General features: G+C 70.9%; 7 protein-coding genes. 1 reads left to right on the forward strand and 6 read right to left on the reverse strand.

Annotation, left to right across the window (positions count from 1 at the left end; genetic code table 11):
- Window positions 1-64 precede the first annotated feature (64 nt).
- Genes pgm through ACQBAS_RS03730 form a run of 5 tightly spaced genes read right to left on the reverse strand, consistent with a single transcriptional unit; the run spans window position 65 to window position 9,359 of the window.
- Window positions 65-1,708, reverse strand: coding sequence for a phosphoglucomutase (alpha-D-glucose-1,6-bisphosphate-dependent) (gene pgm / locus ACQBAS_RS03710; protein WP_427385040.1), 1,644 nt, complete (start codon window positions 1,706-1,708; stop codon window positions 65-67).
- Complete coding sequence (glgB, locus tag ACQBAS_RS03715) at window positions 1,705-4,071, reverse strand: 1,4-alpha-glucan branching protein GlgB (RefSeq protein ID WP_427385041.1); 2,367 nt, start codon at window positions 4,069-4,071, stop codon at window positions 1,705-1,707. The genes pgm and glgB overlap by 4 nt, the downstream gene beginning before the upstream one ends.
- A complete protein-coding gene (locus tag ACQBAS_RS03720; RefSeq protein ID WP_427385042.1) occupies window positions 4,068-5,573 on the reverse strand; it encodes a maltokinase N-terminal cap-like domain-containing protein in 1,506 nt (501 codons plus the stop codon). The genes glgB and ACQBAS_RS03720 overlap by 4 nt, the downstream gene beginning before the upstream one ends.
- On the reverse strand, window positions 5,566-7,281 hold the full coding sequence (treS, locus tag ACQBAS_RS03725) for a maltose alpha-D-glucosyltransferase (RefSeq protein WP_427385043.1): 1,716 nt from the start codon (window positions 7,279-7,281) through the stop codon (window positions 5,566-5,568). Before treS ends, ACQBAS_RS03720 begins: the two co-directional genes overlap by 8 nt.
- Window positions 7,281-9,359 (reverse strand): maltotransferase domain-containing protein, encoded by a 2,079-nt coding sequence (locus tag ACQBAS_RS03730; protein WP_427385044.1) that lies wholly within the window; start codon window positions 9,357-9,359, stop codon window positions 7,281-7,283. The genes treS and ACQBAS_RS03730 overlap by 1 nt, the downstream gene beginning before the upstream one ends.
- 144 nt (window positions 9,360-9,503) lie before the next feature.
- On the opposite strand from ACQBAS_RS03730, the gene glgP reads away from it, so the two are divergent.
- Window positions 9,504-12,089 carry an alpha-glucan family phosphorylase gene (gene glgP, locus ACQBAS_RS03735; protein ID WP_427385045.1) on the forward strand — a complete coding sequence of 862 codons (2,586 nt, stop codon included), beginning with the start codon at window positions 9,504-9,506 and terminating at the stop codon, window positions 12,087-12,089.
- Between the two features lie 148 nt (window positions 12,090-12,237).
- On the opposite strand, the gene glgX is transcribed toward glgP, so the two are convergent.
- Entirely contained in the window at window positions 12,238-14,385 is a 2,148-nt protein-coding gene (gene glgX / locus ACQBAS_RS03740; protein WP_427385046.1) for a glycogen debranching protein GlgX, read from the reverse strand.
- Window positions 14,386-14,405: the final 20 nt, after the last annotated feature.

Consider the following 14,405-nt stretch of genomic DNA (forward strand, 5'->3'; position numbering starts at 1 on the left):
CGCAGACGCTGACAGGGCGCTGACCAGTGGTCAGTGCCCTGTCGCCAGCGGTCGGCGTCCTTGGTCAACTGCCCAGTGCGGTGGCGACGACCTCCTTCGCCTCCTCCTGCACGCGGGCGAGGTGCTCCGGGCCGCGGAACGACTCGGCATAGATCTTGTAGACGTCCTCGGTCCCGGACGGGCGCGCGGCGAACCACGCCGACTCCGTCGTGACCTTGAGGCCGCCGATGCGCGCGCCGTTGCCGGGCGCCTCGGTGAGGCGGGCCGTGATCGGCTCGCCGGCGAGCGACTCGGCCGTCACGCCCTCCGGGGTGAGCGCGGCCAGCGCGGCCTTCTGCTCCCGGCTCGCGGGCGCGTCGATCCGCGCGTAGGCGGGAGCGCCGTGCCGCTCGGTGAGTTCGCCGTAGAGCTCGCTGGGGGTCTTGCCCGTCGTGGCGAGGATCTCGCTGGCGAGCAGGGCCAGCAGCATGCCGTCCTTGTCGGTGGTCCACGTGCTCCCGTCCTTGCGCAGGAAGGACGCCCCGGCGGACTCCTCGCCGCCGAAGCCGAACGAGCCGTCGATCAGGCCGGGGACGAACCATTTGAACCCGACGGGGACCTCCGTGAGGGGCCGAGCCAGATCGGCTGCCACCCGGTCGATCATCGACGACGACACGAGGGTCTTGCCGATGGCCGCGGCCTCGGGCCAACCCGGGCGCGCACCGCCGAAGAGGTGGCCGATCGCGACCGCGAGGAAGTGGTTGGGGTTGAGCAGCCCGACGTCGGGAGTGACGATGCCGTGCCGGTCGCTGTCGGCGTCGTTGCCGGTGGCGATGTCGTAGTCGTCGCGGGCGGCGATGAGCGAGGCCATGGCCGCCGGCGACGAGCAGTCCATCCGGATCTTGCCGTCCCAGTCGAGCGTCATGAAGCGCCACGTCGGGTCGACCAGCGGGTTGACGACCGTCAGGTCGAGGCGGTGGACCTCGGCGATCTCGGCCCAGTAGTCGACGCTCGCACCACCCATGGGGTCCGCGCCGATCCGGACGCCGGCCTCGCGGACGGCGTCGAGGTCGAGGACGTTCGGGAGGTCGGCGACATAGGCGCCCATGAGGTCGCGTCGCTCGCACTGTGCCAGGGCCCGCGCGAAGGGGATGCGCCGCACCTCCGTCAGCCCGCCGGCCATCAGCGCGTTGGCGCGGGCGGCGATGGCGGAGGTGGCATCACTGTCCGCGGGACCGCCGTGGGGCGGGTTGTACTTGAAGCCGCCGTCGGTGGGCGGGTTGTGGGACGGCGTGACGACGATGCCGTCGGCGAGACCATCCGCCTGCGAGCGCCCCACGTTGGCCGTGATGATGGCGTGCGAGATGGCCGGCGTCGGCGTGTACTCCGTGCGCGCGTCGATGACGACGTGCACGTCATTGGCGATGAGCACCTCCACCGCGGTGGTGAAGGCCGGCTCCGACAGCCCGTGGGTGTCCTTGCCGAGGAAGAGCGGCCCCGTCGTGCCCTCCGACCGGCGGTGCTCGCAGATCGCCTGGGTCGTCGCGAGGATGTGGGCCTCGTTGAAGGCCGTCTTCAGGCTCGACCCACGGTGGCCCGAGGTGCCGAAGGCGACCTGCTGGCTCACGTCCTCCGGGTCGGGGGTGAGCGCGTAGTACGACGTGATGAGGCGGGGGACGTCGACGAGGTCCTGGGGCTGGGCCGGCGTGCCGGCGCGTTCCGAGGTCATGCGGGCTCCTGCGGAAGGGGGGTGGACGGGGCTGGGGCTGCGGTGGGTGTTGCGGGTTCGGCCGGGGTGGGCTCGGTGGCCGCTGGCTCCGGCGTCGCCGGCACGGCCGCCTCCGGCGGGGCCTCGGGCTCCTGCGCGGGCATCTCACTCGGCCCGTCGGACTCCGCCGCGTCGGGGGCGAGGTAGAGCGTCGAGAGCTTGGGGAGGTGGATGACGGCCGACCACGGCTGTCCCTCCCACGGCGTGGCCTCGGCCTCGACGACGATGTCCGCCTGGCTCGGGGTGCCGTGCGCGTCGTAGCCGGACGTGTCGAGGATGACGCGCCACGCCCCGTCGCGCGGCAGCCCGATCCGATGGCCGGACCGCTCCGAGCCGCCGAAGTTGATCACGGCGACCAGGACGTCATCACCGGACCGGTCGCTGCGGCCGAAACGCACGAACGAGAACGTGTTGCCCGTGTTGTCATCGGCGTCGAGCCACTCGAAGCCCGCGGGGGAGGAGTCCTGCGCCCACAGGGCCGGGTGGTCGCGGTAGGTGGCGTTGAGCTGCTTGACGAGGTTGTGCACCCGGTAGTGCGCGGGGTCGTCGAGCAGCCACCAGTCGAGCGAGCGCCCGTCGCCCCACTCGTTGGGTTGGGCGAACTCGCACCCCATGAAGAGGAGCTGCTTGCCCGGGTGCGCCCAGATGTACGCGAGGTAGGCGCGCAGCGTCGCCAGCTGGTCGAAGCGCTCGCCGGGGATCTTCGTCAGGAGGGACCCCTTGCCGTGCACGACCTCGTCGTGGCTGATCGGCAGGAGGTAGTTCTCGCTCCACGCGTACATCATCGAGAAGGTCAGCAGGTTGTGGTGGTACTGCCTGTTGACCGGGTCCTCGCCGAGGTAGCGCAGCGAGTCGTTCATCCAGCCCATGTTCCACTTCAGGCCGAAGCCGAGGCCGCCCTGGCTCGTGGGTTGCGTGACGCCGGGCCACGACGTCGACTCCTCGGCCACGGTGATGATGCCGGGAGTGCGCTTGTAGGCCGTCGCGTTCGCCTCCTGCAGCAGGCCGATGGCCTCGAGGTGCTCGCGGCCGCCGTGGACGTTGGGGAGCCACTCCCCGTCCTTGCGGGAGTAGTCGAGGTAGAGCATCGAGGCGACGGCGTCGACCCGCAGGCCGTCGATGTGGAACTCCTCGAGCCAGTAGGACGCGTTGGCGACGAGGAAGTTGCGCACCTGGAGACGACCGAAGTCGAAGATGTGCGTGCCCCAGTCGGGCTGGTCCCCACGGCGCGGGTCCGGGTGCTCGTAGAGCGGCAGACCGTCGAAGCGCGCCAGCGCCCACGCGTCTTTGGGGAAGTGGGCCGGGACCCAGTCGAGGATGACGCCGATGCCGGCCTGGTGGAGGCGGTCGACGAGGTGACGGAACTCGTCCGGGGTGCCGAAGCGCGCGGTGGGGGCGTAGTAGCCCGTCACCTGGTAGCCCCACGACGGTCCGTAGGGGTGCTCCATCACCGGGAGGAACTCGACGTGGGTGAAGCCGAGGTCGCTGACGTAGTTGACGAGGTGCTCGGCCAGCTCCGTGTAGCTCAGGCCCTGACGCCACGAGGCGAGGTGCACCTCGTAGACGCTCATCGGTCCGGTGTGCGGGTCGCTCTCGCGCCGACGGGTCATCCATTCGTCGTCGGCCCAGACGTGCTCGGTCGCCTCGACGACGGACCCCGTCGCCGGCGGGGCCTCGGTGCGCCGCGCCATCGGGTCGGCCTTCGCGGTGACGATGTCGTCGGCGCCGCGGATGGAGTACTTGTAGGTCGTGCCGGCGCCGACGTCCGGGACGAAGAGCTCCCAGACACCCGACTGCCCGAGCAGTCGCATGGGGTGGGTGCGGCCGTCCCAGGCGTTGAAGTCACCGACGACGTGGACCGCCTTGGCCCGGGGCGCCCAGACCGCGAAGGACGTGCCGGTCACCTCACCCATCGGTCCCGAGTAGCGGCGCACGTGGGACCCGAGGACGGTCCACAGTTCCTCGTGGCGACCTTCGCCGATGAGGTGCAGGTCGATGTCGCCGAGGGTGGGGGCGAAGCGATAGGGGTCGTCGCCGTCGTGGACGATCCCGCCGGCCCACGTGGTGCGCACGCGGTAGTCGACCGTCGCCGTGAGCGTGCTCGCGAGGCCGGTCCACACCCCTTCGCTCTCGTGCTCCAGCGGCAGCTCCGTGCCGTCCTGGAGCAGGACCGTCACGCCCTCGGCCAGGGGGCGCAGGACGCGGAAGCGCAGGCCGCCGGGCTCGAGGTGCTGGCCGAGCAGGTCGTGCGGCTGTTGGTGGCGACCGTTCGCCACCGCCCAGAGCGACTGGGGGAGGGCATCGGGGGGAGTGCGAGCGGTCATCGCGGGTCCTTGTCGTCGGCGCCCACGAGTGCGTCGATCGCCCGGGTGGGGATCGGCAGCCACGTGGGGCGGTGTCGGGCTTCGTAGACCACTTCGTAGAGGGCCTTGTCGAGCAGGAACGCGGTCAGCAGCGTGGCGTCATCGCGTGGGTCGTGGCCGGCGCGATGCGCATAGCCGTCGAGGAAGGCGCTCTGCGCGTCGGCCACCCACTCGGCGGCGCTGTGACCGGGTTGGGCGAGTTCGACGGTCGCGCCCGTGTAGTCGAAGGACCGCAGCATGCCCGCGATGTCGCGCAGGCACTGGTCCGAGCGGTTGCGCTCGGCGAGCGGCCGCAGCGGCTCGCCCTCGAAGTCGATGAGCACCCATCCGCGGCCGGGGACGTCGAGGACCTGGCCGAGGTGGTAGTCGCCGTGCACCCGCTGGAAGGCGGGCCACGGGACGTCGCGCACGCGCGCGAACACGCGGCGGATCGCCGACTCGTGTCGAGCCAGGCCCGGGGACTCGGCGAGGGCCGCGACGAGCCGCTCCTCCATGGAGGCGATCACCTCGTCGACCCGCTCGGGCCGTGCGGGCTCGGTGGGCATCGAGCGGGCCAGGAGTTCGTGGACCTCGGCGGTCGCCTCGCCGAGGGCGCGGGCCCGGTCGCCGAAGGGGGTGCCGGCTGCGGCCGTGCGGGTGGTCACCCGGAAGGCGTCCTCGGCCCCGGTGAGGAACTCCTGGGCGAGGACGAGGTGGCCGCGCGAGCGGCGCGCGCCGTCGGGTCGCTCCCATGCGCCGGAGACGACGCCGATCGTCGCGGGGACGCGCGTGCATCCCGCGGCGGTCAGGGCGCTCTGCAGCGTCACGTCCGGGTTGTCACCGTGGTCGACGGCCCGGAAGACCTTGCAGACGACCGAGACCTCGTGGCCGTCGGGCAGCGTGCCGGTGCCGATGATCGAGGTGTTGGACTGCTCGCCGGTGAGGACGCGCGAACGCGTCAGCGTGATCGGACCGGGCCACGTGGTGGACGGCGAGGCCTCGACCTCGGGCTCGGGGGTGTCGCTGATCGTGCTCGACGTCGCCGAGACGAGGCCTTGCGCCAGGCGCAGCACCTCGGCGGCGTAGACGGGGTCGTGGCAGGCGTCGTAGACCCAGCGCCGGCCGAGCACGCTGTGCTCGAGGGTGCCCACGAGCGCGTGGTCGGCGCCCTTGAGCGGGGCGCCGCGATAGGTGAGCGGCACCTGATAGACGGTGCCGGCCCCCTTCGCCCGGTCGTGGGTGCCCGTCTCGCCGCGGTGGCGCTCGCGGGCGCTGACGTGACCGGTGACGTGTTGGGCGCCCTCGTCGAGCACGATGAGGGTCTCGATGCCGACCTCGCCGGCCGGGTCGTCGAGGCGCCAACGGCCGAGCAGCCGCAGCGTCGGCAGCCGGCCCTTGGCCGTGTACCAGCGCTGGCGGGCCAGCCACTCCGGCAGCAGTTCGAGCTTGGACGGCGTGAGCGTCGCCTCGTGGATCTCAGCCACGGGAGGTCGCCCCCGCGAGCTGCAGCCAGTAGAAGTCGCGGGATCCGAGCATGACCGACAGCCGCCCGTCCTCGTCCACCGTGGGGAAGCCACTGCCGCCGAAGAGGTCGATGGCCTGGCACCCGGCGAACTGCTCGGGCAACTGGATGACGGTCGCCTGCGGACGCGAGGAGAGGTTGTTGATGCACAGGATCGACTCGTCGATGCTGTCCTCGTCGTTCTCGTCCCGCACGGCGGAGCGGGTGAAGGCGAGGACCGCGTCGTTGGCGCACGTCGCGTTGACGTAGTCACCCAGGCCGAAGGCGGGGTGCCGCTTGCGGACCGCGAGCATGGCCCGCACCCACTGCAGCAGCGAGGACCCGCTGGCCATGTGGGCCTCGACGTTGACGTTGTTGTAGTGGTGCACGAGCGAGGTGACGACCGGCAGATAGAGCTTGCCCGGGTCACTGCCCGAGAAGCCCGCATTGCGGTCCGGGGTCCATTGCATCGGCGTGCGCACGGAGTCGCGATCGTTGAGCCAGATGTTGTCGCCCATGCCGATCTCGTCGCCGTAGTAGAGGCACGGGGACCCCGGCAGGGAGAGCAGCAGCGCGTGGATGAGTTCGATCTCGGCCCGGCTGTTGTCGAGGAGGGGAGCCAGCCGCCGCCGGATGCCGACATTGGCGCGCATCCGGGGGTCCGGGGCGTACCAGCCGTACATGGCGGCGCGCTCGTCCGGCGAGACCATCTCGAGGGTCAGCTCGTCGTGGTTGCGCAGGAAGGTGCCCCACTGGGCGCCCGGCGGGATGTCCGGGGTGTCCGCGAGGACGTCGACGATCGAGGCCGCCTTCTCCTCGCGCAGCGCGTAGTAGAGGCGCGGCATGACGGGGAAGTGGAAGCACATCTGGCACTCGGGCGCCTCGGGCGTCCCGAAGTAGTCGACGACCTCGTGCGGCATCTGGTTCGCCTCGGCCAGCAGGATGCGGCCGGGGTACTCCTCGTCGACGAGCTTGCGCAGTTGGGCGAGGAACTCGTGGGTGCGCGGGTGGTTCTCCCCGTTGTGGCCGTCCTCCTCGTAGAGGTAGGGCACCGCGTCGAGCCGGAAACCGTCGATGCCCATGTCCATCCAGAACCGGACGATGTCGAACATCGCCTCGTGGACGGCCGGGTTCTCGAAGTTGAGGTCGGGCTGGTGGGAGAAGAAGCGGTGCCAGTAGAACTGGCGACGGATCGGGTCGAACGACCAGTTGGACGTCTCCGTGTCGACGAAGATGATCCGTGCGTCGGGGTAGCGCTCGTCGGTGTCGGACCACACGTAGAAGTCGCCGTACGGGCCGTCCGGGTCGCTGCGCGAGGCTTGGAACCACGGGTGCTGATCACTCGTGTGGTTCATGACGAAGTCGGTGATGATCCGGATGCCGCGGGCGTGCGCCTGGGAGACGAGCTCGGTGAAGTCGGGCAGGGTCCCGAACTCCGGCAGGATCGCCGTGTAGTCGGCGATGTCGTAGCCGCCGTCGCGCAGCGGGGAGGCGTAGAAGGGCGGGATCCACAGGCAGTCGACGCCGAGCCACTGCAGGTAGTCGAGCCGGTTGATCAGGCCGGTGAAGTCACCGGCGCCCGTGCCGTTGCTGTCGCCGAAGGCGCGGACGAGGACCTCGTAGAACACCGCCTTCCGATACCACTGGGGGTCGTGCTTGAGTCCCGGCTGGTTGAGGTTCAGACCCTGCATCAGTACCTCCCGACGTGGACGATGTGGACCGGTTCGGTGCCGACACCGACCCGGACGTAGTTCTCCTGGCCCCAGTCCCACGTCTCGCCGGTGACGAGGTCGTGGGCGCTGAAGCGGTCGTGGTGGTCGAGCCCGAGGGCCGGCATGTCGAGCCGGACGGTCGACTCACGCGTGCTGTGCGGGTCGAGGTTGGCCACGACGAGCACGACGTCCTCGCCGCCGTCGGGCAGGACCCGGCGCTTGGAGAAGGCGAGCAGGTTCGCGTCGTCGACGTGGTGGAAGGAGATGTTGCGCAGCCGCTGTAGCGCAGGGTGCTCGCGGCGGATCGTGTTGAGCATCGTGAGCCACCCGGCCAGCGACTGCCCCTCCTTCGGCCCGCCGGCCTCGTAGTCGGCCCAGCGACGATCGGTGTAGGCGTACTTCTCGTTGTCGATCTGCTCCTCGGCGCCGGGGCGCGCCACGTGCTCCATGAGCTCGTAGCCCGCGTAGATGCCGTAGGTCGGGACGAGCGTGGCGGCCAGGGCCGCGCGCACCTTCCACGCCGCCGGGCCACCGAACTGCATGTACGGCGTGAGGATGTCGTGCGTCGTCGGCCAGAAGGAGGGCCGCATGTAGGCGGCGGCGTCGCCGGCGAGCTCGGTGACGTACTCCGTCAGCTCGGCCGGCGTGTTGCGCCACGCGTAGTACGTGTACGACTGCTGGAAGCCCACCTTCGCCAGGGTGTGCATCATGGCCGGCTGGGTGAAGGCCTCCGAGAGCCAGATCGTCTCGGGGTGCTCGCGGGCGACGTCCTGGATGAGCCACTGCCAGAACTCGACGGGCTTGGTGTGCGGGTTGTCGACGCGGAAGATCCGGATGCCGTGGTCGAGCCACACCTGGATGACGCGCCGGACCTCGGCGTAGGCCGCCGCCGGGGCGTTGTCGAAGTTGACCGGGTAGATGTCCTGATACTTCTTCGGCGGGTTCTCGGCGTAGGCGATGGTGCCGTCGGCGCGGGTCGTGAAGAACTCGGGGTGCTCGGTGACCCACGGGTGGTCGGGGGAGCACTGCAGCGCGATGTCCAACGCCACCTCGAGGCCGAGCTCGCCGGCGCGCGCCACGAAGGCGTCGAAGTCGTCGAACGTGCCGAGGTCGGGGTGGATGGCGTCGTGCCCGCCGTCGGGGGAGCCGATCGCATACGGGCTGCCGGGGTCGAGCGGGCCGGCGTTGAGGGTGTTGTTCGGACCCTTGCGAGCGGTCGTGCCGATGGGGTGGATCGGGGTGAGGTAGATGACGTCGAAGCCCATCGCCGCGACGGCGTCGAGCCGCTCGGCCGCGGTCGCGAACGTCCCGGAGACCCAGCGCTGGGTGGCCTCGTCGATGTGGGCGCCCTCGGACCGCGGGAAGAACTCGTACCAGGCGCCGCTGAGGGCGAGCTCGCGCTCGACGAGCAGCGGCAGGTCGGGACTCGAGGTGACGTGATCGCGCAGCGGTCGCTCGGTGAGTTCGCCGGCGACGGCGCCGTCCGTGCCCGCGCCGAGGCGGACGAAGGGGGCGTCCGCCGTGGCGCGCAGCCCGGTGACGGCCTTCTCGAGGAGGGCGCGGCCCTCGGTGGGCCGGTCGACCTCGGCGAGGGCGCGTTCGAGGACGCGCGCACCCTCTTCGAGCATGAGCTCGGTGTCGATGTCCGCGTGGACCTTGATCGTCGCGTCGTGGCGCCAGGTCGCGTAGGGGTCGGACCAGCCCTCGACGTGATAAGTCCACACGCCGGGTGCGTCCGCGCTGACCTCGCTCTCCCAGTGGCTCATCCCGGGATTGACGCAGTCCATCCGGTGCGCGTGCCGCGTGCCATCGGCGGCGACGAGCACGGCGGTGGCGTTGACCGCGTCGTGGCCCTCGCGGAAGACCGTCGCGGTGATCGGGAACGCTTCCCCGACAACGGATTTGGCCGGACGCGTGCCGTTGTCGACGCACGGCCGCACGTCCTGCACCGGGATCCGGCCCAGTGGCGTCTGCGGTGACGTCGACCTCGGCGGTGTGGCAGGTCGGGTGCCGCGGACGGGACGGGGGGCGGGGGAGGGCGTCGCGTCGGTCTTCACGGGTCGACGTTAGCGAAAGTTCATCCGTTTGCACCCTCGGCGCACCCGATGGACGGGCCGCGGTGATGTCCCGGCCGCAAGATCGCTGCAAGGGTTGCAAGATCTTGACAGGGCCACCGGGGGCGGGCCGTAGGATGACCCCTCGTGAAGGCCATCCGACGTTTCAGCGTCCGCACCGTCCTGCCCCAGCCCCTCGAGCCCCTCGGCGACCTCGCGAGCAACCTGCGCTGGTCCTGGCACGGGCCCACGCGCGATCTCTTCGAGTCGATCGACCCCGAGCGCTGGGCGCGGGTGAGCAAGGATCCCGTCGCCCTGCTCTCGGCGCTCTCGCCGGACGAGCTCGGTCGCCTGGCCGCGGACGAGGGCTTCGTCGCCCGCGTCCACGAGGCCAAGGCGGACCTCGACACCTACCTGACGCAGGACCGTTGGTACCAGCAGTGGGCCCGGGAGCAGGGTGACGCCGGGGCGCCGGCCGCGATCGCCTACTTCAGTCCCGAGTTCGGCATCACCGAGGTCCTCCCGCAGTACTCCGGCGGCCTCGGCATCCTCGCCGGCGACCACCTCAAGACCGCCAGCGACCTCGGCGTGCCGATCGTCGGCGTCGGCCTCTTCTACAAGACCGGCTACTTCAAGCAGTCGCTCAACCGCGACGGCTGGCAGCAGGAGACCTACCCGGTCCTCGACCCCGATGGCCTGCCGCTGTCCCTCCTGCGCGAGGCGGACGGCACCCCGTGCGTCGTCACCATCGCGCTGCCCGCGGGCCGCGAGCTGCGCGCCCACGTCTGGCGCGCGCAGGTCGGCCGCGTGCCGCTCCTGCTCCTCGACTCCGACGTGCCCGGCAACGACGACGCCGCGCGCGGCATCACCGAGCGCCTCTACGGCGGCGGCGGTGAGCAGCGCCTCCAGCAGGAGATGCTGCTGGGCATGGGCGGCGTGCGTGCGCTCCGCCTGTGGTCCCGACTCACGGGCGCCCCGACGCCCGACGTCTACCACTCCAACGAGGGCCACGCCGGCTTCCTCGGCATCGAGCGCATCCACGAGCTGACCCGCGACGAGGGGCTGGACTTCGCACAGGCCCTCGAGGCCGTCCGCGGCAGCACCGTCTTCACGACGCACACCCCCGTGCCGGCCGGCATCGACCGCTTCGACGCCTCGCTCATCCAGCTCTACTTCGGCGGGGACGTGGCCCTGACCGGCGTGCCGCTGGACCAGCTCCTCGCCCTCGGCGCCGAGACCTACGAAGGGGGCTCGTCGACCACCTTCAACATGGCCGTCATGGGCCTGCGCCTGGCCCAGCGTGCCAACGGCGTCTCGCAACTGCACGGGGTCGTCTCCCGCGGCATGTTCGACGGACTCTTCCCGGGCTTCGACGACGACGAGGTGCCGATCGCGAGCATCACCAACGGCGTGCACGCGCCGACGTGGGTCGACGAGAAGGTCTACCGCCTCGCTCACGAGTTCCTCGGGACCCGCGACATCGAGCTCAGCGACGCCTGGAGCCGCATCGACGCCATCCCGCGCGACCGGATCTGGGCCACCAAGCGCGAGTTGCGTGAGCAGCTCGTCGTCGAGGCGCGCCGGCGCCTGAAGAGCTCGTGGATCAAGCGCGGCGCGTCCCCGGCCGAGCTCGGTTGGACCGACTCCGTGCTCGACCCCGACGTGCTGACCATCGGCTTCGCACGACGCGTGCCGACCTACAAGCGGCTCACGCTCATGCTGCGCGACCCGGCGCGGCTCAAGGCCCTCCTGCTCCACCCCGAGCGGCCCATCCAGCTCGTCATCGCCGGCAAGTCGCACCCCGCGGACGAGACGGGCAAGCAGCTCATCCAGCAGATGGTCCGGTTCGCCGACGACCCGGAGGTCCGCCACCGCATCGTCTTCCTGCCGAACTACGACATCGCCATGGCGAAGTACCTCTACCCGGGCACCGACGTGTGGCTGAACAACCCGCTGCGCCCCTTCGAGGCCTGTGGCACGTCCGGGATGAAGGCGGCCCTCAACGGTGGCCTCAACCTCTCCATCCTCGACGGCTGGTGGGACGAGTGGTTCGACGGCGAGAACGGCTGGGCCATCCCGACGGCCGACGGCGTCGAGGACGCCGACCGCCGCGACGACCTCGAGGCCGCGGCGCTCTACGACCTCATCGAGCAGCAGGTCGCCCCGCGCTTCTACGACCGCGACGAGGCAGGCCTGCCGCAGACCTGGCTGGGCAACGTGGTCCACACGCTGGCCGACCTCGGTCCGAAGGTGCTCGCCACCCGCATGGTGCGCGACTACACCGAGCAGCTCTACGTCCCCGCGGCCCGCGCCGGCTGGGACCGGGCGCGCGACGGTTTCGCCGGCGCGAAGGACCTCGCCGGGTACAAGGCGGCCGTCCGCTCCGCCTGGCCGAGCGTCCACGTCGAGCACGTCGAGTCCGCCGGGGTCTCCGACTCCCCGCAGGTGGGTGACGTCCTGCACGTGACCGCCTACGTCGCCATCGACGGGCTCGCCCCCGACGCGATCGACGTCCAGGTCGTCCACGGCACGGCCGGCCGCACGAGCGACGACCTGACCGACATCGAGACGGTCTCGCTCACGCACACCGAGTCCTACCCCGACGGCAAGCACCAGTACTCGGGCGACCTCACGCTGGGTCGCACGGGCGCCTTCGGCTACACGGTCCGCATCGTGCCCAAGCACCCCGCGCTCGCCGCCCCGAGCGAGTTGGGGCTCGTCGCCAACGCCTGAGTGATGTGAGCAGCTGAAGGACACAGGCAGCTCAAGGACACAGGCAGCTGAAGGACACAGGCAGCTCAAGGACACCGACGAAGGGCGGCCACCGGGATCATCCCGGTGGCCGCCCTTCGTCCGTCGCCTCGGTGCGCCGGGCGGCGTGTCAGGTGGGGTCGGTCGCGCAGTAGACCCGCAGGCTCGACCCGGTCACCGTGACCGGTCCCGGCGCCTGCGCGGCACCCGCCTCGGCGGGTCGCTCGGCGGCGCTGTCCCAGAGCAGGGAGTAGGCGCTCAGCCCGGGCGGGGAGGGGAGGGTCACCTCGGTGTCGTGCGGCCCGCCGTGGATGACGAGCAGGATCGACTCGGCGTCGATCCACGCGCCGTTGAGGTACATCTGCAGGGTGTGCGCGCTCGGGTCGGCCCAGGCCCCGTCCGACATCTCCTGACCGTCGGCGCCGAACCACGCGAGGTCGCGCGAGCCGTCCTCGTTGACCGTGCGCCCGGAGAAGAAGCGACGCTGGTGCAGCGCGGGCTTCTCGCGTCGCAACCGCGACAGGAAGGCGGTCGTCTCGAGGAGGTCCTCCTCCCACGGTTCGTGCTCCCAGCGCAGCCAGGTCAGCTCGTTGTCCTGGTTGTACGTGTTGTTGTTGCCGAGCGTGCTCCGGCCGTACTCGTCGCCGGAACTGAGCATCGGCACGCCCGTCGAGAGCAGCAGCGAGCCCAGCAGGTTGCGCATCGAGCGGCGCCGCCGGATCAGGATGGCCTCGTCGTCGGTCGGTCCCTCGACGCCGTGGTTGAACGACCGGTTGTGCGACGACCCGTCGCGATTGTCCTCCCCGTTGGCCTCGTTGTGCTTCTGCTCGTAGGCCGTGAGGTCGGCGAGGGTGAAGCCGTCGTGGGCCGTCACGAAGTTGACCGAGGCGCGGGGGCCGCGGTCCCGGGTGCCGAAGAGGTCGTCGGATCCCGCGAGCCGGGTCGCGACCTCGCGCACCCCGTGGCCGCTGTGCGCCTCCTCGCCCGTGACGGCGTGGTCGAGGTCGGTCAGCCAGAAGGTGCGCATGCCATCGCGATAGCGGTCGTTCCACTCGCTGAAGGGGGGAGGGAACTGGCCCGTGCGCCAGCCGTGCATGCCGACGTCCCACGGCTCCGCGATGAGCTTGACCCGCGACAGGACCGGGTCCGTGCGCAGCGCGACGAGGAAGGGGTGGTCCGGGTCGTACTCGTCGTTGCGGCCGCGGCCGAGGGCCACCGCGAGGTCGAAGCGGAACCCGTCGACGTGGTACTCGGTGACCCAGTGCCGCAGGGAGTCGAGCACGAGGCGGGCGACGACGGGATGGCGCAGATCCATCGTGTTGCCGCAGCCCGTGACGTCGATGTCGCGGCCGCGGCCGTCGAGACGGTAGTAGGCGCGCCCGTCGAGGCCGCGGAAGGCCAGCGTCGCGCCGTGGACCGACTGCTCACCGGAGTGGTTGTAGACGACGTCGAGGATGACCTCGATGCCGGCCTCGTGGAGCAGGCGGACCATCCCCTTGAACTCCCGCAGGACCTCGTGCGGGTCGTCGCTCGAGGCGAGTGAGGCCTGCGGGGCGAAGAAGCCGATCGTGTTGTAGCCCCAGTGGTTGGCGCTGCCCCGTTGGACGAGCTCGCGCTCGTCGACGTGCGCCTGGACGGGCAGGAGCTCGACCGTCGTCACACCCATCCGCTGGAGGTGGGCGATGACCGCCGGGTGGGCCATGCCGGCATAGGTCCCGCGAAGGTGCTCGGGCACGTCCGGGTGCAGGCGCGTCATCTCCTTCACGTGGACCTCGTAGAGGACCGACTCGACGAGCGGTCGGTTCGGGCGCTCGACCCCACCCCAGTCGAAGGAGTCGTCGACGACGACGCAGCGCGGCACGTGTCCGCGCGAGTCCAGCGGCGAGATGATGCCGTCGTCCCCGGCGAAGTGGTCGTCCACCCGGTGCCCGAAGACCTCCGGACCCCAGGTGACGTCGCCCTCGATCGCCTTGGCATACGGGTCGAGGAGGACCTTCTCGACGTTGTGCCGGTGACCGTTGTCGGGGTCCCACGGTCCGTCGACGCGCACGTTGTAGCGCTGGCCGGGCCCGACCCCCTCGAGGAAGCCGTACCACCAGCCGTGTGCCCGCTCGGTCAGCTCGATGCGTCGCTCGCTCGTGCCGGCGGTGTCGCCCGTGTCGTAGAGGCAGGCCCAGACGGTGTCCGCGTGCCCGGCATAGACGCAGAAGGTCGCACCGCCCGGGACGAGCGTCATGCCCGGGGCAGGGGGAAGGTCGGGGACGATTGTGGTCACCATGGCGACCACCCTAGGGGTGG

Origin of the sequence: Janibacter zhaoxuefangae (assembly GCF_050271985.1) — a bacterium.
Lineage (GTDB): Bacteria > Actinomycetota > Actinomycetes > Actinomycetales > Dermatophilaceae.